This is a genomic window from Candidatus Cloacimonadota bacterium, assembly GCA_019429305.1.
Taxonomy (GTDB): domain Bacteria; phylum Cloacimonadota; class Cloacimonadia; order Cloacimonadales; family JAJBBL01; genus JAHYIR01.
This window is the reverse complement of record JAHYIR010000018.1, coordinates 14,266-40,509: the sequence shown is the minus strand read 5'-3', so window position 1 is coordinate 40,509 and position 26,244 is coordinate 14,266. Positions and strand designations below refer to the sequence as shown.

At 37.4% G+C, this 26,244-nt stretch carries 16 protein-coding genes; 12 read left to right on the top strand and 4 right to left on the bottom strand.

The window, feature by feature from the left end; translation table 11 throughout:
• Positions 1-1,405 precede the first annotated feature (1,405 nt).
• Entirely contained in the window at positions 1,406-3,001 is a 1,596-nt protein-coding gene (locus K0B81_07355) for a sugar transferase (protein ID MBW6516413.1), read from the top strand.
• A 601-nt stretch (positions 3,002-3,602) separates the two neighbouring features.
• Here K0B81_07355 and K0B81_07350 read toward each other — a convergent pair.
• Entirely contained in the window at positions 3,603-4,664 is a 1,062-nt protein-coding gene (locus K0B81_07350) for an Ldh family oxidoreductase (GenBank protein MBW6516412.1), read from the bottom strand.
• Between the two features lie 743 nt (positions 4,665-5,407).
• Positions 5,408-6,367, bottom strand: coding sequence for a methionine adenosyltransferase domain-containing protein (locus K0B81_07345; protein MBW6516411.1), 960 nt, complete (start codon positions 6,365-6,367; stop codon positions 5,408-5,410).
• Positions 6,368-6,930: 563 nt separating this feature from the next.
• Here K0B81_07345 and K0B81_07340 point away from each other — a divergent pair.
• The 11 genes from K0B81_07340 to coaE all read left to right on the top strand — a co-directional run bounded on the left by K0B81_07340 (position 6,931) and on the right by coaE (position 21,537).
• Entirely contained in the window at positions 6,931-8,472 is a 1,542-nt protein-coding gene (locus K0B81_07340; GenBank protein MBW6516410.1) for a nucleotide sugar dehydrogenase, read from the top strand.
• A 474-nt stretch (positions 8,473-8,946) separates the two neighbouring features.
• Positions 8,947-12,432: a DNA polymerase III subunit alpha gene (gene dnaE / locus K0B81_07335; protein MBW6516409.1), complete on the top strand. Its 3,486-nt coding sequence runs from the start codon at positions 8,947-8,949 to the stop codon at positions 12,430-12,432.
• Positions 12,419-13,561: a GWxTD domain-containing protein gene (locus K0B81_07330; protein MBW6516408.1), complete on the top strand. Its 1,143-nt coding sequence runs from the start codon at positions 12,419-12,421 to the stop codon at positions 13,559-13,561. Before dnaE ends, K0B81_07330 begins: the two co-directional genes overlap by 14 nt.
• The gene (locus K0B81_07325; protein MBW6516407.1) at positions 13,533-14,897 is read left to right on the top strand and encodes a GWxTD domain-containing protein; all 1,365 of its coding nucleotides are present in this window, start codon (positions 13,533-13,535) and stop codon (positions 14,895-14,897) included. The genes K0B81_07330 and K0B81_07325 overlap by 29 nt, the downstream gene beginning before the upstream one ends.
• Before the next feature lie 174 nt (positions 14,898-15,071).
• Positions 15,072-16,667 carry a tetratricopeptide repeat protein gene (locus K0B81_07320; protein MBW6516406.1) on the top strand — a complete coding sequence of 532 codons (1,596 nt, stop codon included), beginning with the start codon at positions 15,072-15,074 and terminating at the stop codon, positions 16,665-16,667.
• A gap of 190 nt (positions 16,668-16,857) precedes the next feature.
• On the top strand, positions 16,858-17,493 hold the full coding sequence (locus tag K0B81_07315) for a MotA/TolQ/ExbB proton channel family protein (protein MBW6516405.1): 636 nt from the start codon (positions 16,858-16,860) through the stop codon (positions 17,491-17,493).
• On the top strand, positions 17,474-17,890 hold the full coding sequence (locus tag K0B81_07310; GenBank protein ID MBW6516404.1) for a biopolymer transporter ExbD: 417 nt from the start codon (positions 17,474-17,476) through the stop codon (positions 17,888-17,890). The genes K0B81_07315 and K0B81_07310 overlap by 20 nt, the downstream gene beginning before the upstream one ends.
• The gene (locus K0B81_07305) at positions 17,887-18,663 is read left to right on the top strand and encodes an energy transducer TonB (protein ID MBW6516403.1); all 777 of its coding nucleotides are present in this window, start codon (positions 17,887-17,889) and stop codon (positions 18,661-18,663) included. The genes K0B81_07310 and K0B81_07305 overlap by 4 nt, the downstream gene beginning before the upstream one ends.
• 232 nt (positions 18,664-18,895) lie before the next feature.
• Positions 18,896-20,110: a dihydropteroate synthase gene (gene folP / locus K0B81_07300; GenBank protein ID MBW6516402.1), complete on the top strand. Its 1,215-nt coding sequence runs from the start codon at positions 18,896-18,898 to the stop codon at positions 20,108-20,110.
• On the top strand, positions 20,110-20,853 hold the full coding sequence (cdaA, locus tag K0B81_07295) for a diadenylate cyclase CdaA (GenBank protein MBW6516401.1): 744 nt from the start codon (positions 20,110-20,112) through the stop codon (positions 20,851-20,853). Before folP ends, cdaA begins: the two co-directional genes overlap by 1 nt.
• A gap of 75 nt (positions 20,854-20,928) precedes the next feature.
• The gene (coaE, locus tag K0B81_07290; GenBank protein ID MBW6516400.1) at positions 20,929-21,537 is read left to right on the top strand and encodes a dephospho-CoA kinase; all 609 of its coding nucleotides are present in this window, start codon (positions 20,929-20,931) and stop codon (positions 21,535-21,537) included.
• 29 nt (positions 21,538-21,566) lie between these two features.
• Here the strand turns inward: coaE and K0B81_07285 are convergent, their stop codons facing one another.
• A complete protein-coding gene (locus tag K0B81_07285) occupies positions 21,567-23,720 on the bottom strand; it encodes a patatin-like phospholipase family protein (GenBank protein ID MBW6516399.1) in 2,154 nt (717 codons plus the stop codon).
• 63 nt (positions 23,721-23,783) lie between these two features.
• Positions 23,784-26,054 carry a sodium-translocating pyrophosphatase gene (locus K0B81_07280; protein ID MBW6516398.1) on the bottom strand — a complete coding sequence of 757 codons (2,271 nt, stop codon included), beginning with the start codon at positions 26,052-26,054 and terminating at the stop codon, positions 23,784-23,786.
• Positions 26,055-26,244 lie beyond the last annotated feature (190 nt).

The following is a 26,244-nucleotide window of genomic DNA, read 5'->3' as shown; positions in this document are numbered from 1 at the left end:
CAGTGATCAGTGAACTGGAAAAACCAGAGGAAGGATAGCAAGCATTAACAACGGATAGACACAGATTAGAAAAGGATACACACGGATGCACCAGCGGGAGCTTAGCTGCGATGCAGCAATGTACAATGTATAATGTAGAATTTATAATGAAAATCTTTAGAAGCGAAGCAAGTCCATTGGGAGGAATAGCAAGCATTAACCACGGATAGACACGGATGAAAAATAATGAACACAGATGCACCAGCGGAAGTTTAGCTGCGATGCAGTTATTTACAATGTATAATGTATAATGTAGAATTTATAATGAAAACCTTTATAAGTGAAGCAAGTCCATTGGGAGTGTAGCAGGAAGATTGGAACACCGGCTTCAGCCAGTGATAAAGAGAATAATCTTTCTAAACATTCCTATAAAATAAAAAAAATAGAAGTCATGATTTGTTTGTTAACTTCACTAAAAATAATCCCATAAAGGTGCTGAAGTGATTGTGTAGCTAAATGTTAGAAATCAAGATGCCGGTTTATTGCGTTCCGGAAGAATTTTGATTATTTTTTAGATTCTCTGAAATACTTTACAGATAAGGGTACTGACGAGATAATATAAAGAGGAAAAAAAGGAATTTTTGCCGAAAAGTGATTTTTGTGATGCATATATAAGTAGAAGGATGTGATCAGTGATCAGTGAACTGGAAAAACCAGAGGAAGGATAGCAAGCATTAACAACGGATAGACACAGATTAGAAAAGGATACACACGGATGCACCAGCGGGAGCTTAGCTGCGATGCAGTAATTTACAATGTATAATGTATAATGTATAATGTAGAATTTATAATGAAAACCTTTATAAGTGAAGCAAGTCCATTGGGAGGATTAGCAAGAAAGAATAGTTACTAGTTATTAGCTACCAGCTACTAGCTACTAGTAAAAAACATAAAGAAGCAAAGCAAGTCCATTGGGAGTGTAGCAAGAAGGAGACTAACCACGGAGACACAGAGGACACGGAGAAAAAAAATATGATGCACTAGCGAAAGGATTAGCAGGGAGAAAAAAAGTTACGAGCGAAAAAACCAGAGGAAGGGTAGCAAGAAGAAATAGTTATTAGCTACCAGCTACTAGCTACTAGTAAAAAAACATGAAGAAGAATAGCAAGTCCATTGGAAGGAAAAATCGAGGGGGGAGAGGGAGCGAAAAAGAAGTAAGTAGTAGATAGTAAGTAGCAAAAAACCAAAGGGAGTTAAGCAAGTCGATTGGGAGCGAAGCAGGGAGAGAAAAGTTGGGGGTGAAATATGTTGACAAAAAATGATTGGTAAGTAAATAATAAAAAATGAGTAGTAGTACACATCTAAGGTTAATGCTATTGCTCAGAGAAAAATGTAGTTGTATCTTTGTCCGGATGGTCAGGAGTATATGAAGTACAAGATTTATGGTTGCTTTCTTTGCCTGCTTGATATCTTTATCGTCGGCTTTGCTTTCTTTTTGGTAGCTTGGCATCGGGCAGGTACGAGGATTATAATTCGTAATTATTCGCGACCTTTGATCGGGTTTACCATTATCTGGATTGTAGTTTCAATTTTAGGGTGTAAATACGACTTCAAACCACCAAAGAAATTGATCAATGTAATTATTTGTGTAATGCGAGACAATATTATGGCTTTAGCCATTGTCTTTGTGGCAATGTACTTCTTCCAACTATTCTTTTACTCCAGATTGATCGTCTTTGGTACCATAATTCTAACAACTATTTTAGAACTGATAATCTTTACTCTTGTTTATTATACTTTCAGGTTTTATAAGGATACTGACATTGATGAGAGGGGAGTTTTTATCACTCAGTCGGATAAATTGAGAACCGGTACTTTCTATACTAATAACGGCTCAAATTTAGCGGAAGTATTACCGTATGTTCCTCCCTTTGGCGAGGATGTAGTCGCGGATACGGTAATGCTTAAACTATGGAGAAACTATCTGAATAAATGTTCGGAATTGTTCAACTTCATAAATGACACTGTCAGCTTAACATCATTCTCCGACAGAGCGAGTATGGTGCTTAAGAGCTCGACAATCTTCAATATTGAGCATTTTGATCCCGGATCACAGCAGTTGTTTATCAATCTGCATCCGGTGAATGATTTTAGAAGGGTCAATCGTTATTTCATCAAGGTTAATGAGAATCTGGCCGAAGGTGGTGTCTTTATCTGTTGCGGTGAAACGATAGGGCAACGTTATAACAGGTTTAAAAGGAGTTTCGGGAAGTTATTCGGAAATATCTTCTATTTCTTTGACTTTATTTATCGAAGAATTTTGCCTAAGATTCCCTTAACTCAGGGACTCTATTTTGCCCTTTCCCAAGGGAAAAATCGTTCCTTACCCGAAACAGAGATTCTGGGTCGGCTATATTTCTGCGGCTTCAAGCTGTTGGGATATAAAGATATCGATGGGATGATGTATTTCATTGTAAAAAAGATAAAAGAACCGTCGCAAGATATTAATCCATCCTACGGACCAATAATTAAATTACGAAGGGTAGGGCTCAACGGAAAGATCTTCTTTTGCTATAAACTGCGTACGATGCATCCTTATTCTGAATATCTGCAAGAATATATTCACACTCTTCATTCCGTCTCCAATTCCGGCAAATTTGCCAATGATTTCCGGATCACGGATTGGGGCAGGTTTTTCAGAAGATATTGGATTGATGAGTTACCACAATTTATTAACCTATTCAGAGGTGATTTGCGGATAATCGGCACGAGGGCTTTAAGTGTGCATTTCTTTGAGCAATATCCGAACGATATAAAAGAGATGAGGTTGAAGATCAAGCCGGGACTGATCCCTGTATATACGGCAGATAAGGTAACTAATTTACCCGATTTACTTGTATCGGAAAGGAAATATTTAGAAAGACACATGAAAAAACCTTTTACTACCGATTGTGTTTATCTCTGTAAGGCACTGTTTAATATCCTGACCCGGAGAGTGAAGTCGTTGGATTGTTATCAATGATGTTTTTTCTTTTTCTTCGGAAAAAGAAATAGGCAAAGAAAACCTCCCGGCTCTACAATTAACGGTTAAAAACCTTCTCGCATCTGCTTTTTTCGCTAAACATCTCGCTTCGCCCGTCTAACAGTAGCTGCGAAGCAGATTCTCGTACGGTTTTCTTAACACCATTAGTTGTAATACCGGATGATCGAATCCCACCCACCATCCAATATTGGTCTACGATCAAACTTAACTAGCTGCTTTAAAAAAAGAGATGCTCTATTGTCTGCAATCGGAAATCAACAGAAAAATGTGTGTCATCTTAAAAGTTTGCTGAAGGGATAAAGTCGAGGGAGAGACTAAGAGAGTGAGCGAAAAAAAGTAAGTAGTAGGTAGAGAAGTCCACTTGAAGGATAGCTTAGAAGAGATAAAAAAAAGAATACAAGCGGATGAAAGATTCAATTTAATTCAACCATTCTTCCTCAATACTGTCGTATATTAACAAAATTGTTTCGTCCTGAGTGTTCTGCTGATAGTTTCTTGCTTTAACTGACAGCAGAATGTATCGAAGGATTAAGAATACTGATAAACAATATTTCATGCTACCCTTAAATATTTTGATGTATCAGATACTTAGTTCTCTTTTCATGAATTCGATATCTTGTTCGAGTTTATCGGTTATATAGATACCCTCTTTTCTAACGCGCTGTTCGTTAAGGTATTCCTTTTCTCCGGCAACATAGATCTTCTCTTGTCCGACAACTTTCTGAGAAGCAAGTAATTTTCGCATTATGTTACCGACTGTCTGTTTAAATATTTGAGGATCGATAAAGAAAGAGATATTGATCGCCATAAAGAAATGTCCCAATTTGTAAGGTGCCAAATTACCATTTTCCGAACCTGTTAGTTGATCCATATAACTACCGTTCTGTAATGCAGCACAGAGAATCTCAACCATTGCAGCCAGACCATATCCTTTATGTCCGCCGGTGATTTCATTGTCTCCTCCGATTGGGAGAAGAGAGGCAGTTCCTTGAGTAAGATCCCTTAAAAGTTGAACCGACTCTGTGTGGGGGTTACCTTCTTTGTCTATGGCTAAACCTTCCGGAGTTGCTTTGTCTTCACGGGCATAAACCTCTATTTTACCACGTTGTGTTATTGAGGTTGCGGCATCATAGAGAAAGGGATAATCCATGTCAGAAGGGGCACCGAAACAGATAGGGTTAGTTCCCAAGAGGGGTGTTACTCCAAAAAGAGGAGCTATGGAAGGTCTGGCATTGGAGAAGGTGAGACCGATCATATTTTCTTTTATAGCCATTTTGGCATAGTAACCACAGATCCCGTAGTGAGTTGAGTTTCTGACAGCTACCGAACCTATCCCGAATTGACGAGCTTTTTCTATTGCTTTTTGCATAGCGTGATGACCGATAACGTGACCCATACCGTGATTGCCGTCCCAAACTGCTGTAGCTGCCTTGTCGGAGATTATATCTATCTTGGTTATAGGTTTCTGAATACCCGCTTTGATACGATCATAATACATCTTCAAACGACCTATACCGTGCGACTCAATGCCAGAGAGATCGGAAGCGATCAATATATCAGCACAGATTTTCGTTTCTTCTTCCGGTACACCAAGGTTGATAAAGACAGTAATTATCAGATCATATACTTCGTTAATCGTCATGAATTTTGCCATGTTTATTCCTATACTTTGTTTGTAGAGGTTTCAAATATGTTTATTTACCTTTGTTGTGTCAAGTTAAGTTAATGTAGTCAATATCTCCTAACTAACTTTTGTCATGTGACTGCGTCAACCCTGTCCTGAGCTTGTCGAAGGATCGGAAGTAACCACGATGAAGCGTTTTCCTAGGTTCGAGTGAAGCACTATCCCCTTTTTGTCATGTCGAGCGTAGTCGAGACATCTCATCACGGTGGTTGGTTAAGCAATCTGTATTATGTTTTTAATACTTTGGTCGGTTCTGAAATCTCTCCATTGACTTCGTCGAGGTCGGAAGCAGCCACAAAGAAGGAATTTCCTCGGTTGCGAAAGACTCACTACGTGAATCTTTCTCCAGTCGAGATGACACAGTGAAAAGCGTCATGTTATGAGAAGCCCCCTTTTTGTCATGTCGAGCGGAGCGAAGAGTAGTCGAGACATCTCATCACGGTGGTTGGTTAAGCAATCTGTATTGTTGATTTATTATTCTGGTCGGTGCTGAGATCTCTCCATTGACTTCGTCGAGCTCGGAAGCAGCCACAAAGAAGGAATTTCCTCGGTTACGAAAGACTCACTGCGTGAATCTTTCTCCAGTCGAGATGACAAAATGGAGGAGTGTCACTCCAGTCGAGATAACAAATAAAGGTGTATTCAGTCGAAATGACACAGAGAAAAGTGTCATATAATTCGAAAATTCTGTTACTATGTGATTATTCCCAAGGGAAGTTATTACCGTAATGACCCCATTCTGCAGTGGCTTCGAAGATCGGTTTCTCAAGTCCGAGAAAGTCAATTATGCCTCTGGGAGTTAGGTTATACCCATTTATTTTCTCGTCAATGCCGTCAATTTTAGCGACTGCCATCACTGGCTCAACGACTCCGATGGCGTAGGCAAGATAAACGAGAACCTCTTGAGCACCTTTTTGACGAAGCATATCTACGGCAATCTTGCGAGCCATATAAGCGGCACTGCGATCAACTTTGGTGGCATCTTTTCCGGAATATGCTCCACCGCCTATAGGGATACGAGGTCCGTAATTATCTATGATCAATTTCCTACCGGTTAGACCTGTATCTGCCTCAAATCCTCCTACTTCCCAATCTCCTGCCGGATTAAAATAGAGATAGTTATGGGACAATACCAGATTATTATTCTTAGCCCACTCTTTAGTCAAATCGGAGAGTATTTCCTGTTCAGAGTTTTGAAAACTTGCAACTACGGCAGTTATCTGACCTTCATTATTAAGAGTGATCTGAGTCTTTCCATCATAGGGATATTCGTGATATAAAAAGCGACAGAGACTACGAGCGAGATATAGTTCTTGAGGGATCATAGCTTCATTTTCAGCACAGGCATAACCGACCATAATTCCCTGATCGCCTGCTCCACCAACATCTACACCCCGAGATATTTCCGGAGATTGACGAACTATATTACTCTGTATGCCATATTTTGTTATTACTATTCTATTTACTATGTCACGGACATTGACATAGGTATGAGTAGTCATTTCGCCGGTTATAGTTACAATACCGTGTCCACCCATAACTTCGACAGCAGAGCGGGATTTAGGGTCTTCCTTAAGAGCTGCATCGAGAATTGCGTCCGAGATGCGGTCACACATTTTATCAGGATGCATCGGAGATACACATTCAGCTGTTCTAATCATTTATTCCTCCATTTAAAGTGTCATTGATAATAAAAAAACATAAAATTTTCGAGGGTAAGACAGTCAATGAAAATCATTGGAATAAAGGGTAGCAATTCCATTGGAAGAGTAGCAAGAAGGGAATAAATGCCCCGGAGGGGTATGAAATAAGATAGCCAGACATTTCAATGTCTGGAATAAAGATGATCTATACCCGCCCGCCACCCAAATTGGTCTGTGACCAATACCTGCGACTGAAGTCGCAGGCTATCAGATGGCACTCCTTCAGGGTGCTATTGGAGTTAAGCAAGTAATAAATGGTTATAATTACCAGCGATTAGTTACTAATGAAAACCCAAAGGGAGTATAGCAGGAAGAGTGTAGAACACTGATTTAACCGTAAAAAATAGATCAAACGGTTAAAAAGCAGTTATCTGTGTGCATCCGTGGGTGAGGCCTGCTTTGCTTCTGTGGGATGCACAATTTTTCTTTTCTTCCCGGATTGAGTTTAGAAGTCAACTTTTCCTTGCCAATTCTACAGGGTCTAATTTTTTCCAATTAATTCAAGAAAAGGAAGGTTAAGTATGAAGAATATCTCTTTAGCACCGGATGGGAAGGAATATGTGCTCCCCACTGAAAAGGATTCTCAAAAAGAGAGGAAATTGCTGGAAAAGATCACTCAGGAGCAGAAACAGTTAGGAAGAAAAATAGTTGCAGTACAGGGTATGGGTTTTGTTGGTTGTATGATGGCAACTGTAATAGCAGATGCGGAAAATGAAAAAGGAGAACCGTTGTTTTTCGTTCATGGTCAGCAGAGAGCTTCTGCCAGATCTTATTGGAAAGTGCCGGTAATAAACAGTGGTGTTTCGCCTGTTAAATCATCCGATGATGAGGTTCCGGAGATATTCAAGAGGACTGTTGTAAAGAAGAAAAGTTTCCGGGCAACCTGGTTGAATTATGCCTTTGAAGTTGCCGATATAGTTGTTGTAGATATTCAACTCGATGCAACTAAACCGGCTTTTGGAGAAGCAGAGAGAGGGTACTGTGACCTATCAGCTTTTCGTGATGGAATGCGAACGCTCGGTAAACATATCCAACCGGAATGTATGATATTGGTGGAAACAACAGTTCCACCGGGAACTTGTGAGAAAGTTGTAAAACCGATCATAGAAGAAGAATTTATTAAAAGAGGGATAAATATTAAAAAGAACCCGCCGTTGATAGCTCATTCTTATGAAAGAGTAATGCCGGGGGCAAACTATGTTAAGTCGATCAGAAACTTCTGGCGAGTCTATTCTGGCGTAAACGAGAAGAGTAAGGAATTGGCGAAAGAGTTTCTAAATCGGGTTTTAGATACGAAAAATTTCCCGTTAACAGAGTTGGAGAATACTAATGCCTCTGAGTTGGCAAAGGTGATGGAAAATTCATATCGGGCTACCAACATTGCTCTCACATTGGAATGGGCAAAATTTGCTGAGAAAATCGGAGTAGATATTTTCAAGGTTAGAGAAGCGATCAGAAAAAGAAAGGGAACACACGATAATCTGCTGAGACCGAGTTTAGGGGTAGGCGGGTATTGCCTGACAAAGGATCCTGTACTTGCTAACTGGGCTATGAATGCAATTTTTAATCTCAACAGTTCCTTGAAAATGGCTATTAATTCGGTGAATATTAATGATACTATGCCTTTACACACAATTGAATTGATAAAAGAAGAGTTTCCACAGCTAGAAGATGTCGTCGTATGTGTCTTGGGTGTATCATATTTGGAAGAATTAGGAGACACCCGACATTCTCCATCAGAGACATTAGTGAGAATTCTCAATGAGTCTTGGGCTATTGCAAAAGTACATGATCCTTATGTTGATTATTGGGCTGAAATGGAGAACATTCCAGTACTCAGTGATAAAAAGAAAGCTTTAAGAGAAGCAGATGTAATAATTTTCGCAGTCGGGCACAATGAATACATAGAGTATAATCCGACTGAAATTGTAAAGTTATCAGGTAAAAAGCCATTGATCATTGATTGTTCCAATTTCTTGACCGATAAGAAGATAGGACAGTATTTACAGCTTGGATGTAAGGTCAAGGGTGTTGGTAAAGGGCATATTGGGAAAAGTATGTAGTAGGTAGAAAAGCTCGGAGGAGGATAGCAAGTCTATTGTAAGAGGAGCAAGCATTAACCACGGATGCACACAGATTAAAAAAGGATGTACAATAATGCCCCAGCGGGAGAATAAAACCGTGATCTGTGATCAGTAATCAGTGATCGGAGAAAAAACCTACTGAAGTTTAGCGAGGGGAAAAAGAGCGCGGAGTAAACGGAAAAGTAAGAATAAAACAGATAAATACATTGTAGGGGCGACCGGTGGTCGCCCTTTTTAACTAACTTAAAGCAGCACATTTGATACGAGTTATTAATTTTTTGTCGTATTGATTACAACAAAATCTCTTGCCAATCGGGGTTACGAAGAATATCAAAGATTTTATGGATTAACTTTTGACAGGAAAAGTGAATTCTTATTAATTGTTTAGAGCGAGGACGAACAAAGTGTTTATATATCAGATAACGTCAATGTTAAGAAAAAGATAGGTTGGAAATGGGGTTTATTCACTTACATAATCATACTCAATACAGCGCTTTGGACGGTGCTTGCCGGACTGACAAAATAATCAATCTGACTAAGCAATATGGAATGCCCGCTGTAGCTATCACTGATCATGGTACGATGGCAGGGGCAATAGATTTTTACGAGACTGCTCTGCAAAATGGTGTTAAACCAATCATTGGGATCGAAGCATATATAATCAATAATGATCTGGATAGTCCGGCAGCAAAGAATGATCGACGACATCATCTGATTCTTCTTGTACAAAACAGTGTTGGCTATCAAAATCTGATTAAACTATCATCGCGATCCTATCTTGAGGGATTTTATTACAAACCGAGAATTAGCAAAAATCTTCTGAGAGAGTATTCAGAAGGGTTGATATGTTTATCTGCCTGTCTTAAAGGGGAAATTCCGTCATTATTATTAGAAAAGAGAACAAAAGAAGCAGAAAAGGTTGTTGATTTTTACAAAGAAATTTTCCCAGACAGGTTCTATATTGAGATAATGGATCATGGCCTGGAAGAGGAAAAGATAGTCATTCCGGATTTATGTGACTTGGCAAAAAGAACTGATACACCGCTTGTTGTAACCAACGACTGTCACTATTTACAAAAAGAGGATGCTGAAGCCCACGACATTCTGCTTTGTATTCAGACTGCCAAAACACAAAAAGACACTAACCGGTTGAAGTATGAAACTGATCAACTATACTTCAAAACAGAAGAGGAGATGCGAGGATTATTTCCCAACGAACCGGCGGCTTACGAGAACACAATAAAGATAGCAGAGCAGATCGATTTCACACTAAACTATCAATCTTTTCTGATTCCTAAATGCCGGCTTCCACAAGAATATAACGATAACACAACATATCTGAGGAAGTTGTGTTTTGATAACCTACCTATTTTGTATCCGCAAGTTACTAATGAGATTAAAGAAAGGTTAGAGTATGAGTTGCAGGTCATTAATAATCTTGGTTACGAAAACTATTTTCTGGTAGTTAAGGACATTGTTGATGCAGCCAGAGCAAATGATATTCCTGTTGGACCGGGTAGAGGTTCTGCTGCAGGTAGTATAGTTTCTTATCTATTAGGTATTACGAAAATAGATCCTTTGCCACATAATCTATTCTTTGAAAGATTTCTTAATCCTGACCGTATCGAGATGCCTGATATTGATATCGACTTTTGCGCTGAGGGGAGAAACAAAATCATCGATTATGTTATCAGAATGTATGGAAGAAACAGTGTCTCGCAAATAATTACATTTAATACCTTGGCGGCTAAGTCAGTCATCAAGGATGTAGCTAGAGTTTTGGAAATCCCTGCTGCTGAAGCGAATAAGATAACTAAGCTGATGCCGAATATTCCCAAAATTACCCTGGAAAAGTGTCTGGAAGATTATTCCGAATTCAGGGAGTTAATGGATAACAATCCCCTCTATTCATCGATTATCAAATATGGCTTGGTGTTAGAGGGTTTGATTCGGCAACATGGGATCCATGCTGCGGGTGTAGTTATCGGACCGGACGATCTCTCTAATTATGTTCCATTAGCTATCAGTAATCAAAAAGTAGGACCACCGGCTGTTTTAGTCCAGTATGAAGGAAAATGGCTTAGTTTTCTGAAGATGATGAAAATGGATATTTTAGGGTTGAAAACATTAACGATTATTAAGAGAACTTTAAAGTTGATAAAGGAATCACAAGGGATTGAACTTGATATTGATAATGTCGATCTGACAGACAGTAAAACGTATAAATTGTTTTCCAAAGGTCAGACAGACGGCATATTTCAATTTGAATCTGCCGGAATGAAAAAATACTTAAAAGACCTCAAACCAAATGTTTTTTCTGATCTAGTAGCGATGGTAGCACTTTACCGACCTGGTCCGATGCAATATATCGATTCCTACATCAGACGTAAAAACGGGCAGGAAGAGGTAAATTATGATCATTCACTCATAGAGAAAGTACTGAAAGAGACCTATGGAGTTATAGTCTATCAGGAACAGGTAATGCAGATTTCCAGAGAAATGGCTGGTTTTACGGGAGGAGAGGCAGATACTCTTCGCAAGTCTATGGGAAAAAAGAATATGGAAGTTATGCACCAACTAAAATCTAAGTATTTTAAAGGTGCTCAAGATAAAGGGGTTCCGGAAGAGACAATAGCAAAGATCTGGGATAAGTGTATAGAATTTGCCAAATATGCCTTTAATAAGAGCCATTCAGTTTGCTATGCCTATGTTGCCTTTCAAACAGCTTTCTTGAAAAGTCATTATCCGATTGAATTTATGGCTGCTATCTTATCTCTGGAGAATGATCCGGCTAAAATCCCTTATTTCTTAGAAGAGTGTAAAAATATGGGAATAGAGGTTATCCCTCCCAATATAAATCTCTGCCTAAAAGATTTTACTGTGCAAGGAGATAAAATACTCTTTGGTTTAAGAGGGATTAAAAATGTCGGCGATGTAGCTATCCAGAAGATAATTGAAGAACGTGAGGAAAATGGCAATTTCCAAGATTTATTCGAATTCTGCTCACGGATAGACCTTACTGCTGTCAACAGGGCTGTGATAGAGAGTTTAATATATGCCGGAGCACTTGATGAGTTGGAAGGGAATCGTTCGGAAAAAACAGCAGGGCTTGATTGTGCTATTGAATACGGCAATAGTGTCAGCAGTGAACGCAAGAGGGGACAACAAACTCTATTCACAATTCTGGAAGATGATGATGATGATGGATCTGTTCCCAATGGTTGTAAACCTATGTTACCGCAAAGAAACGAGTGGACTTTGACCGAGAAATTGGAAAAAGAAAAACTGGTACTCGGATTCTATTTCTCCGGACACCCTCTTTTTAAATACCAGACAGAGATTGAATATTTTACTAATATGAATACAAAGAAATATTCGGAAAGGAGAGCAGTTAATACTAAAGAAAGGATATTAATTGCCGGAGTTGTAAGCGAGATTATTAAAAGGAAAGATAATAGAAACAAAGTACCATATGTGATGGTCATGGAAGACCAATATGGTAGATTTGAAGTTGCAATCCCTAATCGCAGTGTGGCAAAATTTGAACCTCTCATGAATGAGGGAAGAAAATATCTCATTATTGGAAAAACTAATGATTATCGTGGTGTGGGAAATAACTTTGATACATCAATACTACGAATCTATCCCGATAAAATTCTCTGCTTTGACGAACTGGCAAAATACTTCAAAGGTGAAATTACAATGGATATTAAGCAGGAATTACTCAATCATGATATGATAGGGGCATTAGAAGATATAGCTCGTGAGTCACCGGGAAAATTTTATATCAACCTTAACGTTAAGACCTCAAAGTATGACTATTTGCAGATCACACCTCAGAAGTACAGTTTTTTCCCGGGCTCAAAATTCAATTCGAGGGTAAAAGAGCTGTTTAATGATCAAGCTAAGGTTAATGTACGGATAAATGAAAGTTTTTAAACTGATATTCCTTCTCTTATTGATCTCGCCGGCTTTGTTATCCGCGTTGGAATTCATTTCTGAACATATAGATAATTATGCGAAGAACATGATCCTAATCCCATATAGTGATCTGTTTTTTCAGGTGAGTGGTAGAGAGATAAATTATGATAACAGTATATCTATCATTATCTATACTGACGAAGAACAGATCAATTATCAAACTCAGACTATGCTGAAATTTACCTTAAAACCAGAGGTATTGGATAATCTACTGCCTATAAGTTACACTAAGGAATATTATCCATTACAGTTTGAGATGGAACTAGAACCGGGAGAGTATCAACTCTATATAAGTATTTTGGATAACGCTTCAGGGCGAAAGAAAGAGCTGAGAGAATCGTTCATATTTCCAAATACTTCTAAAACAGTTGGATTTCTTTTCTTTAAAGTGAGAATCGATGAATTTGCTTTTATTATTAAGGATCAAAGATACTTACTAAGTAAGTACGACTCAATCCAAATGCTGCAACATCTTACTTTTCAACCAGACTCAACAAGAATTGTAATTAACATCAAAGATAGTGAAGATCAGATAATTGTAGGGGACATAGAAGAATTACATGAATTGTTGGATCATGAAACTGAGGTTAGTTTAGAAGTAGAAAACTATAATGGTGAGAGGAAGTACATTAGTTTCCCCATTTACCCCAATGTTGCCTATTTCTATCAGCAAAAATATAATCCCAGGGACCAGTTGGCTCAATTGCGTTATATTATAAATCAAAATGAATATCAGTACTTCAGATCATTGCCGGAAAATCTGCTACAGAATGCTATTAACGATTATTGGAGGAGTATGGATCCTGATCCTTATACTCCCGAGAATGTTTATCAAGAAACTTTTTATCAACGTGTTCGTTACGCTGATAATAATTATGAAATCAGGAGATATCTACCGGGCTGGCGTACAGACAGGGGAAGAATCTATATCATGTATGGGGAACCGGATCAAATAGTATCTGATGTCTTTCCCATTGGAAGAGAGCCGAGTATAACATGGTATTACTACAGTCTTAACAGAGTTTTTATCTTCTATGATTTAAGAGGATATGGAAATTATGAACTTAAAGACAAATGGATGGATTAAACCCTTTATAATTATCTCACTGATCTTGTTCCCGTTTCTAATCGGAGCAGAGACCATTGAGATGCATATTGATCAAAATCGATTTTTAGATGAGCATGGTAATACTGTGTATCATTTTAACTACAAAATACCATACAATCAGATAGCTTTTGTAGAAATAGATGAAGGATTTTTAGCAACAGTTGATGTGACGATCAGTGTGGAAGATGAAGATGGAAATAGCACTGTCTTGAACGAATTTGCTCATTATATTGGAGTAAGAGATAGGGAAACTACTTTTTCCAGAACACAATATTATCTGGATAAAATTGAACTGACTCTATCTCAAGAACAATCGGGCATCAATTTCCTTCTGGATTTTAAAGACAGATTGACAGATTACCATTTTCAATGGTCAAATGTGTTAGAGAATCTTTCATCTGATAGCATGATCAGTGATCTGGAGTTTTCATCAAGAATCGTTAAAGAACCTCCTAGTCAGGGTTTTGAAAAATTTCGCAGAGGTGATTATCAGTTCTATGTCGATCCGTTGCATATTTATGAGAGAGCACACCAAGATACGATCTTCTTCTATTATGAGATTCAGAATCTTTTTCCTGCAGTTGATCAATTTACTTATATTACAGAAACAATTAGAATTTTTAATGAATTGTATGACTCAACAATAACGAACAACATTAGAGGTCAAGGTACTACTTTTGACATGATACATCAAATTCCGGCAGATACCTTAGGGTTGGGATATTATAACATTGAAGTTAGTGTTTTAGACAGAGTAACTAATAGACAAAGCATGGTTTCTGACTATTTCGTGGTCAGCGAAAGGATTTTTACAACTCAGAGTCTATTTGCAGATCTGGAAAAGGAACAACAGCTAATTCGTTATTTTTTACCCTCTTCCAGATTTCGTAATTGGGATAATATGAGCAATGAGGCAAAAAGAAACTTTATTGATAGATTCTGGACACTGAATGATCCAAATCCTCAGTCTGAAAGAAATGAGTTTATTGAAACAGTAAGAGAAAGGGTTAACTATGCAAATCAACATTACTCGCATTTTCGAGATGGCTGGGAAACAGATATGGGAAGAATTTACATCAGAAATGGTGAACCAACTGAGACAGAAAAGAATATTACTGATGTTGATACACGGTTAACGAGAAAAGAATATCAGATTTGGAGGTATAGAGATCTCAATATGATATATCTCTTCATAGATATTCAAGGGAATGGTAACTTTCGACTTATATATAGTAGAAATGATGACATGGAACATACGGCAAGCAATTGGACAAGATTTCTTGGTGAAGATTTCGATATGAGTAAACTAGAGTAACCGGTTTGAATTAAAACAGAGAAAATTACCATGCAGAGAACCATTTTTTGTTGGTTGTAAGGTGCTTTGGTATTATTTTATATGTAATAATTATAAATAAAAGCGTTTAGTAACTAAATGGAGCAGGAATCTACTCGACTAAGCGAAGAAGGTATAGTGGAGGAGTATATGAGAATGAAATTAATGGTAATCAGTATAGTGTTGCTGATATTCAGTAGCACTTTGTTAAATGCAAATGTACAAAAAGTAGCTGTATTGGATTTTGAGCCACAAGAGAGAGCTGTTCGTACTGTGGCTAATCAGATGATGGATGCCAGAAGAGGTGATTTTACTGTTATTTTAAGGGACTATCCACAATTTGAGTTGATAGATCAAAATCAGGCGAGTAGATTAGTGTCTAATTTAGGTTTATCAAGCATTAAGAATATAACTAGTACACAAGCTGGTGTCATTGGTCAAGAGCTTGGTGCCGATATCCTTATTTGGGGAACAATATCTGACTTGTCAGCAACTGAAATAAGGGTCCTAGCTAATGTCATGAATGTTAGATCTAGCAGTATCAGTCAGTTAACCTTTAATTTGAGAAAGAGAAGTGCTGATAGACAACAAGGATTAAAGACAGAGTTGATCGATAAGATCGGAGAATTAGCCGGTGGTGAGCTAATCAGACTGTTTAATATTGGTGAACAACAGTTGAGCACCAATAATTATACCGGTGCAAGAGATACCTTTATGAGAATAGTTAACATCGATCCAACTAATATAGATGCCTTCTTCTATCTTGGATATATCAAATTCATGATTAATGATTATGAAAATTCTGAGTATTACTATCAACGTGGACTGGAACTAAATCCCGAAGATGAAAGGATATTGAATAATCTAGCCGAAACTCAACGTCTCTCTCGTAAATATGAAGATGCAATAGTGACATTAAGGAGATTGGCAGAAATCAAACCGGATGAAATGGTTTGGTTCAGAATAGGCAATATATATGCTGAAATGAACTTCATATATGAAGCAATAGAAGCTTTTGAAGAAGCTTTAGAATTAAATCCGGAATTTGAACGTGCCCATTACCGACTCGGTGTTCTGCAATTTGACAATAACTACTTCAGGGAATCAATTTCACACTTAGAATTTATCTCAGAGAGATATCCTGAAGATGATTTGATAAATCGTAAGTTAACAGCTGCTTATTTAAGAACAGGTCAGCTTGATAATGCTATTGTCAATTATCGTAATCAGATTGAAAGAGACCCACAAAATACTACTGCCTATCTTAACCTTGCCGGGTCTTATAGAACCTTAGAAAGAAATCAAGAAGCATTACAAACTCTCAATCAACTGTTAGCTTTTGAAGAGAATAATCCAACAGTATATATCAGATTAGCAGATGTGAAAATTGCTATGAATAATCTAAATCAGGCAGAGAATGATGCCAATAAGGCGATCTCTCTAAATCCTAATGTGTATGAGCCATATATGTTGCTTTCTCAGATTTATCAGATTAGGGGTTATAGCAAGTATGAGACATTTCTGACTCTGGAAGAACAAGCAAGAACTGCTTATGGCGCCGAAGCAGATAGACTAATAAGTGAAAGAGACAATGCTCGTAATGAAGCAAATCAATTATTTAATAGAGCTGATCAGTATCTTGATTCTGCAGGAGCAAGAACTTCCGAGCCATCTGTAACTAGGGATATAACTACCAGAAAACAATTATTGGGTCAGCTGATAACGGAAACAAGACCAACATTCTTTGATTAATTAAGCGTAATGGGTGAATAATTGTAGAGAATCAATGATTTGAAGGAGGTGCGAGTTTTTATCGCACCTCCTTTTTGTGATAAAAAAATAACTGACGATGTCATTTGAATGCAGAAAGAAAAAGATAAATTGACAAGTTTAATACTACAAAAGGAACTTGTCATTACATGACTTCATATCCGGAGGGAATATGACCTTAATTCAAATCGCTGTGAAGGGCGGGTGGTTAATGCTCGTTCTTTTAATTATTTCTATAGTAGCAATAGCAATAATCATCGAAAGACTTTTAAAAATTAACAAAGCTTCACTTCCTAATGATATCTTCCTTAATGAAGTAAAAGAATCAGTAGAAAGCAAGCAGATGGAAAAAGCAATCAAATTATGTGAAAATTATCCAGAAAATCCGTTAGCAAATGTCCTTGCTAAAGGTATTGATGCCTTTTCGGTTAATATGGATGAGGTTGAGAAAGTAGTTGATACTACTGCCAAGAGTGAAATACATAAATTAGAGAAAAATCTGGGTGGATTAGCTACTATAGCGGCAGTTGCACCTCTAATAGGTTTTCTTGGTACGGTAACCGGTATGGTTAAAGTATTTATGAATATCGAATCAACCGGGGGCGGGGTTGATATCAGCTTATTAGCTCAGGGTATCTGGGAAGCTCTACTCACAACAGTAGGTGGTTTGACTGTCGGGATTATCGCTATACTGTTCTATAATTATCTGGTTGGAAGATTAGAAACACTGGCAAGAGAGATCGAGGATTATGTAAATCATTTCCTTTTAGATTTCAGGAGAAAGAAAAATGCAACTAAGTCTCGCTAAGAAAAGAGTTTCATCAGTAACGCTTATTTCTTTTGCTGATGTGATTTTTCTGCTGCTGATCTTCTTGCTCATTTCATCTAATTTTATTACCCATTCCGGGATAAAAGTCAACCTTCCTGCATCCAGTACGCTGCAGAATGAATATAATAGGAATATTAGTGTTACTATAACTCGAGAAGAAGACTTGTATGTAAATGATCAGGCAGTGACTTGGGAAACCTTACCAACAGTTCTCAATGAAATGTTGATTGATGATCCGGAGCAGGTTGTAGTTATCAGAGCAGATCAGGAAATTCCGCTAAAGCAGGTTGTAAAACTACTCGATATAGCAAAGCTATCGGGTACGAATCGTTTCTTTATTGCAACCGAGATCATAAGCTCGGAGGAGTTTCAATGACAGATATAAGAAAAGCCCTTATTGTCTCCATCGGAATACATGTCCTGTTGATTCTTATCGGCTTTTTTATCTACTACGAAATTATTCCTGAACAGTTGTTCAGACAGATCGAAATTCTCGATTTTCGGATGGAAAGAATACCTGTTACTCGAGTTACTGATTATCGTCCGGTACGGACTATTGGAGAGCCAGCAATTAGGGATTTTACCGAAGGACAGAGTACAAATTTAGCCCCTTTAAGAGTTGATTTACCTAAAGTTATGACTGAATTTGATGACCCTTTGGAAAGGATTGATACACCTCGACAACAAGAAGTTGCTACAACTCCCATAAAATTAAGTGATGATATTGGTAATACTATGAGCAGAATGAAAAGTAGCATTGCTCAAGATGCCCGGGATTTAGATGCTACAAGGATCCAGGAACAACCACTTACTGCGCCGGGAGATGATTATCTCGACCATTTGGCATCGCTGATAGGGGGGAGCAGTGATTCTCCTACAGCTTATTACTTAGAAGGTGAGATACTACAAAGAACTATCGTAAAAGAGGTAGTACCGGATTATCCTGCCGGTTTACAAAGAAATGCTACTGTGACAATACAGTTCAGTGTGTATCCCGATGGTTCTGTAGCAGATCTGATCATCATAAAAAGAGATGAAGCCATTTTAGAGGAGTTAAGTCTTAATTCCTTAGCTCAGTGGCAATTTAATTCTATCCCTCAAAATATTATCCAAAAAGGACAGATTACTTTTGTCTATCAGTTGCAGTAAGAAGCAGATAGATATTACTAAACATTAAGAAAAAATAGACACTTATTTTCACTTTATGTCTAACTTTTAGTGATCAGATGCAAAAAAGGATAACAAATCTCTTACAGTTAAGTTGTTTTGCCACTTTCGATAAATGCACAGACAGGATTAGCAAGTAATAATTCCGAATATCACTCAGCTTGACAAAGTAAACGAATTAGGAAACTTAAAACTCAGGTTTTGATAAAGAACTATGAATAGAATAATAGATCCGTCTTCTTATGAAGATATGAGAAGAGTTTTGAAAGGTATCGATGTCTCTTCACAAGGTGTTGAGAATATGATACCCAAAGCGTTTGCTTTACCAGTCAAGTTAACCGGTGTTGAAATAGGTGCCGCCAATATTATCAAACAAGAGATGTTAACAGTTGGTGGTGATGCAGCTATTGCTCGCGGTATTGTTGAAGGCAAAAGAAAAGAAACAGATATAATTTTATTGGGAACAGTTGATAAAATCCGCAAACTGATTCAAAAACTGTCTCATTACACAACATTCGGTATTCCCAAGATCAGAACTGATTTAGCAAAACTAATGAAAATTCACAGCAACGGTTATCAATATAAACTAAACTGCCGTGAAAAGGTATTATTTCTAAATCAGGTTAAGCTGATGGGTATTCTCAATATTACTCCTGATTCCTTTTCAGATGGTGGAGAGTTTTTACAACTTGAAGATGCCGTTAAACAGGCATTACAGATGTATAAAGAGGGTGCTGATATAGTTGATGTGGGTGGAGAATCGACTAGACCCGGAGCATTACCTATAGATGAAAAAGAAGAATTGGCGCGGATAATTCCAGTAATTATAAGAATTAGGGAGTTGAAACCGGAAAAAATCATTTCTGTTGATACTTACAAGGCCAGTGTAGCAAGAAAAGCCATTGAAGCAGGAGCAGATATCGTAAACGATATCACCGCTTTACGGTTTGATATACAGATGACTGAAGTTCTCAGAGATTATCCTGATGTACCAGTAATATTAATGCATATGCAAGGCACACCGCAAAATATGCAAAAAGACCCCAGATATGATGATGTTGTTGATGAACTTCTTGATTTTTTTGAAGAACGAATAACCTATTGCTTAAAAGAAGGGATAAATGATGAGAGGATAATAATTGATCCCGGTATTGGATTTGGGAAAGCTTTCGAACATAATATGGAGATATTACGGCGCTTGAAGGAGTTTCAATCCTTAGGTGTTCCGGTCATGCTTGGAGCATCTAAGAAGAGTTTTATAGATAGAATATATAGTTCATCTTCACAAGAACGGTTGAATGGTTCTTTAGCTGTTACTGCTTTGGCTTTTCAGAAGATGGTACATTTAGTAAGAATTCATGATGTAAAAGATCACCAACAATTACTACAAACTTTGCAGAGTATTTACTCAGCCGATAGAAGAGAATGATGCAGTTTTTAGTACCTAGTGTTACCGATATTATTGATATATTAATTGTTTGGGCGATTTTATACCGGCTGATCCTATTAGCCAAAAAGTTTGGCGGATATCAGATTCTTATCGGAGTAGTATTACTAGTAATATTCTTTCTTATTGCCTCATTACTGAACTTGGAAATGATCTTGGCAGTAATAGGGATACTGAAAGATTACTGGTTACTGGTTATAATAATACTCTTCCAACCCGAGATCAGAAATATCTTAGCCAAGATTAGTCATACAAATATCCTAACACCCTTCCAAAGAATACCCCAAAAATCTATTTATGCTCCTCTGACAAATGCAGTAGATACAATGTCATTCCTCAAGAAAGGTGCTATTATTGTTATTGAGAATAATATCAAACTAAGCAAATTTATTGAAACGGGAGAGAAAATTGATGCGATTCTTTCTAGCAAGCTTATTACTTCAATATTTGATAAGAATAGCATTTTACATGACGGAGCTATAATTATACGTAAAGAGAGGATTATAGCTGTTAAAGTAGTATTACCACTATCTCAAAACATCGAATATCGCAGACAATATGGAACTCGTCATTTAGCTGCCATCGGTATCACTGAGGAGAGTGATGCTTTGTCAATTGTAGTTTCTGAAGAGACAGGACGAATATCTGTAGCTATGAATGGAGTCATTCAGGCAGGTATAAATGTTGAATTGTTAGCTCAGATTATCGCTGATTCAACTAAATAGTAAGGCATTTATGAAAAAGAAACTAAGAGAATTATGTATGTGATTAATAAGGTAAAAAAAAGGTAAAATCAAGAAATGAATGACAATAAGAGAGAACTATTTGTTATTGGAATATCCGGTAGTGTCGGAAGCGGGAAAAGCTTAGCTGTAGAATGGTTCAAAAAACAGGGCTTTATAACTGTTTCCTCAGATATTGTCGGACATGATCTTTTGCTTAAGGAGAAAGTTAAAGAGAGAGTAGTTGAGGTTTTTGGGAAAGAGATACTATTGGATGGTCAAATAGATCGAAAAAAATTGGGAGACATTGTCTTTGATGATCCTGAGAAGTTAAAAATCCTGAATAGTATATTACATCCCTTAATTATAGCTCAAATTCAAGATTTGATCAATTCTTCAAGCACTGAAGTTATTGTATTCGAGGTACCATTACTTTTCGAAACCGGAATTGAAGGCATGTTTGATTTGATTATCAATATCTCAGCTTCACACGAGGTTAGATTGCAGAGGTTAGTTGAACGTGATAAATTATCCGCAGCAGAAATTGAGCAGAGATTTCGTTCTCAGTTTTCTGATGAGACCAAGAGAGAACTGGCTGATATTACGGTTGAAAACAACTGCCGCAAAGAATGTCTATTCAACCAATTAGAAGTTCTTGGACAATTCTTATTTGGTAGGGATGAATAAGAGTACAATGTATTTAACTTAATACAACATTACCTTCTGGAAAACTCAAAGATATCGAAATCATAACCAATTGATATATAAGAAACAAAGCCACCCTGCCGATTGAAACCGAAGCCACCCCTTAAAGGGCCTATTATACTCAGATAACCAATTTTTAATCCTCCACCAAGTAGAGTCGTTGAATCAATCTCCCATAGATCGTATATTCCTGTATTACCAATATTGAATTGTAAGTCAGCAAATATATTCTTTCCGAGCCGATACCTATTACCTACAGTTAAGATCTTGATATTTGGAGCACTTTTTTCATAAGGGTACAGACCTAAGAAACTGTCAAAACCACCAACGTAAAAAGGATCAAAATTAATAGTATCCTCGTCAAAGTAAGAACCATACTCAAACTGTAATCGAAGAGAGTAGTTTTGATTTAGTGGAAGAATAATCTGAAATCTGCCATAGAACTTGTTATATGAAAAATCACTCAGAACGTTTTCATCAGCGTATGAGTACTTTATTAGAGCTTGATGTCCGGTCATTGGAAATACTAAATCATCAAGAGTTTCATGATAAAATTTGATACCAACACCTGAAGAGACGAAATCATCATCAATTTCATATTCAGAGATATCACGATAGAGTTTCTTATTAAAATGAAAAAGATATGACTCGATTATAAAACGATTAAACGCATAAGCACCAATCCCAATAACAGAGCCATATTCAAGGGAATTACTACTATAAATCTTTTCTTGATTCTCGTTGTAAAAATAGAGAGTATGTTCATTGAGATAGGGGAAAATACGGAAATACACGCCCCATTCTCTGCCAAAATTCTTAACGTAATCGAATAGCAGCTCGCGTTGACCGCCAATGCTCACTCCTACCATAAGGTTGGAGTTTTTGCCTATATAATTACGCATCTCAATAACTCCACCCAGAATCAGATCATCTCTGTCGTTATAACGGATATTTATGCCTAATTGATTACGGGCTTTCTCAGTGACCCGTAGAGTTAGGGTATATCCTTCTTCTGTTTGATTGATAACCGGATAGACATATCTAAAAAGGTTAGAGTTATAGACTGCTTCTATTCCTGCTAATATATCATTCTTTGTTAAAGGGGTATTGGATAGCAAACCACTATAATCTCTGATTTTTGTGCTGCTGATAAATTGATTACCTTCAACATAAATATTATCAAAAACAATAACATCAGGTAAAATACTAATCTGTTGATCATTAAGTTTTTCTTGCTGGTTAGATAGCGAAATTAGTTCATTCATGATAGATTTGGCTGCTTCTTCTCCAGCAGCTATTATAGCTTGAGCATGTTTGAAATCTGTAGCCAAAAAATTATCTAAGATCGGTTCAATTATGAGAGCACATTCATCAATGGCTTCCAAAGTTTTTTCTGAAGAACTAATGTTAATTGTTTGATCGAGGACTGCGATCGGATTAGTTAAACGATCTCTATCTCGCAATTCAGAAGTAACCTTTACCCCTATAATAAAATCAGCCCCCTTATCCAACAGAATTGAAGACGGTAAATTCATTTTTATTCCTCCGTCTATTAATAATCTATTATCAAGAGAAAAGGGTGCAAAAATAGATGGAACCGACATTGATGAACGAATCGCTTCCAGTAGATTTCCTGAATTCAGGATTATAGTTTCACCGGTTAAAAGGTCTGTTGCAGTACAAGAAAATGGAATGGGAAGAAAATTAAAGTCTTCAATATGGCTGTAAGGATAGAAATAATCAAAGAGCTGACCAAGCAATTTGTTCCCATCAATAAAACCTTGTGGAAGAGATGGAATGAAATTATCACTTAACAGAAAACTAAAATTGTATTGATTACTCCAGCGTTTTTCTCCGATATAATAATCAGAACGGGCGACAGTATCAAGTTGCATTAGATCCCAATCAAAGTGATTGAGGAATAAATCCTCAATCTCTTCTCCTGAATACCCAACTGCATAAAGTCCACCAACAACAGCTCCTATACTTGTTCCCGATATGTAATCTATCTGTAAACCCGCTTCATCGATTACTTTTAGCACACCTATATGTGCTAATCCTCTGGCTCCACCACCACTCAGAGCTAATCCAACCTTAGGTTCAATACCACTAAGGCTGATGATAATAGAAACAAGAGCAAGGGATAAGAATACTTTCTTTAACATCCTTACATTTCTCACAAATACTTATCAAAAATAACAGAATCAATAGACCGAACAGTAGTTTTTTTAGTCAATACTCTCTTCTGGATAATAATGTTGTTCGATTTGTTGTTGTGGTCTATCATAGAAGGACTCAACAAATGGTGAATATGATACTACTATACCAGCAAAAATTATACTTACCATACTCATTAGTTTTATCAGAATATTAAGAGAAGGGCCTGAAGTGTCTTTGAAAGGATCGCCTACAGTATCGCCAGTTATAGCAGATTTATGGGCAATTGAACCTTTGCCGCCATATTTGTTACTTTCTATATATTTTTTGGCATTATCCCAGGTAGCACCGGAATTGTTTAACATGATTGCTAAGGTGAATCCGGATGTTAAGGCACCTGTTAATAAACCCATAACACCTGCAACACCTAATGTCAAGCCCACAATTAATGGTATCACAAATGCCAAACAAGAGGGAAGGATCATTTCTCTTTGAGCTGCCTTTGTTGAAATCTCCACACAGATAGCATAATCAGGTTTCTCTTTACCATCAAGAATACCACTCTTCTCATTGAATTGCCGTCTTACCTCTTTGACCATTTTACCAGCTGCTCTACCAACTGATTTCAAGGTTAAAGCACAGAAAACAAAAGCTGTCATCGAGCCGACAAAGAGACCAATTAACACTCTTGGGTTAACAAGAGTGATGTTATAAAACTCAATAAAGTGCTGTATCGAGGCAGTTGAGGTTTGAATAATATTAGTACCACCAATAATAAACTCTTCTACTCCTGTCCTACTTAAAGCCATTTTGACCTCTTCTATATAGGCAGATAAAAGAGCCATAGCAGTTAGTGCAGCAGAACCAATAGCAAACCCTTTACCGGTGGCAGCAGTTGTATTCCCTAAGGCATCCAAGGCATCAGTCCTTTCCCGGACCTCTTCTCCCAAATTACTCATCTGGGCATTACCACCTGCATTATCGGCAATGGGACCATAGGCATCTGTCGCTAAAGTTATACCTAAAGTTGAGAGCATACCAACAGCTGCGATCCCGATACCATAGAGACCATTAGCTAGATCATGCCAATTCCAGCGATTACCAAATCCAAAACTAAGGATTATTCCCATACCAAGTGTTATTACAGGTACGCTTGTTGACATCATACCAACAGATACTCCATCAATAATCAATGTAGCAGTACCTGTTTTACCCTGTTTAGCTACTCCTCTGGTTGGATAATACTCATGCGAAGTAAAAAATTCTGTTGATTTACCAATAATGATTCCAGTCAATAATCCAACAATAATTGATCGCCAAAGATTTGTATTATCTGGTAAAAGAAATCGTACTAAAAAATAAGATGCTATGAAAATGAAAGCAGAACTCAACCAAACACCTTTTGACAGAGACCTTAGGAGTTCCTTTTGGCTTGATGATTCGTGGGTTCTTACTACATGAATACCGACTATTGAACATAAAATTCCCAAGCCGGCAAGACACATCGGTAATATTATAGCGTTCATTTGTAAATTAGGTGTAGCCATAAAAGCAGCAGCTCCTAATACCGCAGTAGCCAATATAGAACCACTATATGATTCGTAAAGATCTGCTCCCATGCCAGCAACATCACCAACATTATCACCTACATTGTCTGCTATGACAGCAGGATTACGGGGATCATCTTCCGGGATATCACTCTCTAACTTACCGACTAAGTCGGCACCTACATCAGCTGCTTTCGTAAAAATTCCACCACCAACTCTGGCAAATAGTGCCTGAAAAGAAGCACCTATAGCAAACGCTAACATTATGGAAGTTAATTCGGTATTACCCGTGACATGAAAATAATTGGTTTCGGGAAGATTCATCGAAAGTTTTAGAATAACAAACCAGATAGAGATGTTTATTAAACTCAATCCAACTACACTGAGCCCCATCACTGCTCCTGATCGAAATGCTATTTTGAGACCCGAATTCAAGCTCTCACGGCAAGCTTCGGCTGTTCTTCCTGATGCATAAGTAGCTGTTTTCATGCCAATAAAACCGGCTAATCCACTGAAGAAGCCACCTGAGATAAAGGCAAAGGGTGCCCAAATGTGCTGAATTTTGAAGTATAATGCCAGAAAGAGGAAAACAGCAAAGGCAAAGAGAAAGAAGAGAGCTACTATTTTATACTGCTGTTTAAGATATGCCTTAGCACCGTCTCTGATATACTCTGCAATCTCAACCATTGTCTCATTACCTTCAGGTTTGCTTTTCATATTCTTATAAAAAACATAAGCAAAGAAAAGCGCACTTATAGCACCAAAAGGAGCAATAGAAAACCAGAGACTCATCAGGAATCCTCCCTAAATTTAAATGGATCTCATTTATTTTGAATTTACCTATCTTGTCAATATTTTAGAAGACATGACTTTAAGAGTTTGTTTCCAGAGTTTGATTGTTTGGTCAGTAAGTTGCTATGTTTTTTATTTCAAACAAGCATAAACGAACATGCAGAGTCTTGTAACAAAGAAGAGCAATCTGTAG

Coding starts and splice junctions, on each gene's coding strand:
- K0B81_07285 (MBW6516399.1), bottom strand. CDS start 23,720: ATGTTAAAGAAAGTATTCTTATCCCTTGCTCTTGTTTCTATTATCATC.
- cdaA (MBW6516401.1), top strand. CDS start 20,110: ATGCAGTTTTTAGTACCTAGTGTTACCGATATTATTGATATATTAATT.
- K0B81_07340 (MBW6516410.1), top strand. CDS start 6,931: ATGAAGAATATCTCTTTAGCACCGGATGGGAAGGAATATGTGCTCCCC.
- K0B81_07355 (MBW6516413.1), top strand. CDS start 1,406: ATGAAGTACAAGATTTATGGTTGCTTTCTTTGCCTGCTTGATATCTTT.
- coaE (MBW6516400.1), top strand. CDS start 20,929: ATGAATGACAATAAGAGAGAACTATTTGTTATTGGAATATCCGGTAGT.
- K0B81_07325 (MBW6516407.1), top strand. CDS start 13,533: ATGAACTTAAAGACAAATGGATGGATTAAACCCTTTATAATTATCTCA.
- K0B81_07350 (MBW6516412.1), bottom strand. CDS start 4,664: ATGACGATTAACGAAGTATATGATCTGATAATTACTGTCTTTATCAAC.
- K0B81_07305 (MBW6516403.1), top strand. CDS start 17,887: ATGACAGATATAAGAAAAGCCCTTATTGTCTCCATCGGAATACATGTC.
- K0B81_07320 (MBW6516406.1), top strand. CDS start 15,072: ATGAAATTAATGGTAATCAGTATAGTGTTGCTGATATTCAGTAGCACT.
- K0B81_07330 (MBW6516408.1), top strand. CDS start 12,419: ATGAAAGTTTTTAAACTGATATTCCTTCTCTTATTGATCTCGCCGGCT.
- folP (MBW6516402.1), top strand. CDS start 18,896: ATGAATAGAATAATAGATCCGTCTTCTTATGAAGATATGAGAAGAGTT.
- K0B81_07345 (MBW6516411.1), bottom strand. CDS start 6,367: ATGATTAGAACAGCTGAATGTGTATCTCCGATGCATCCTGATAAAATG.
- K0B81_07315 (MBW6516405.1), top strand. CDS start 16,858: ATGACCTTAATTCAAATCGCTGTGAAGGGCGGGTGGTTAATGCTCGTT.
- dnaE (MBW6516409.1), top strand. CDS start 8,947: ATGGGGTTTATTCACTTACATAATCATACTCAATACAGCGCTTTGGAC.
- K0B81_07310 (MBW6516404.1), top strand. CDS start 17,474: ATGCAACTAAGTCTCGCTAAGAAAAGAGTTTCATCAGTAACGCTTATT.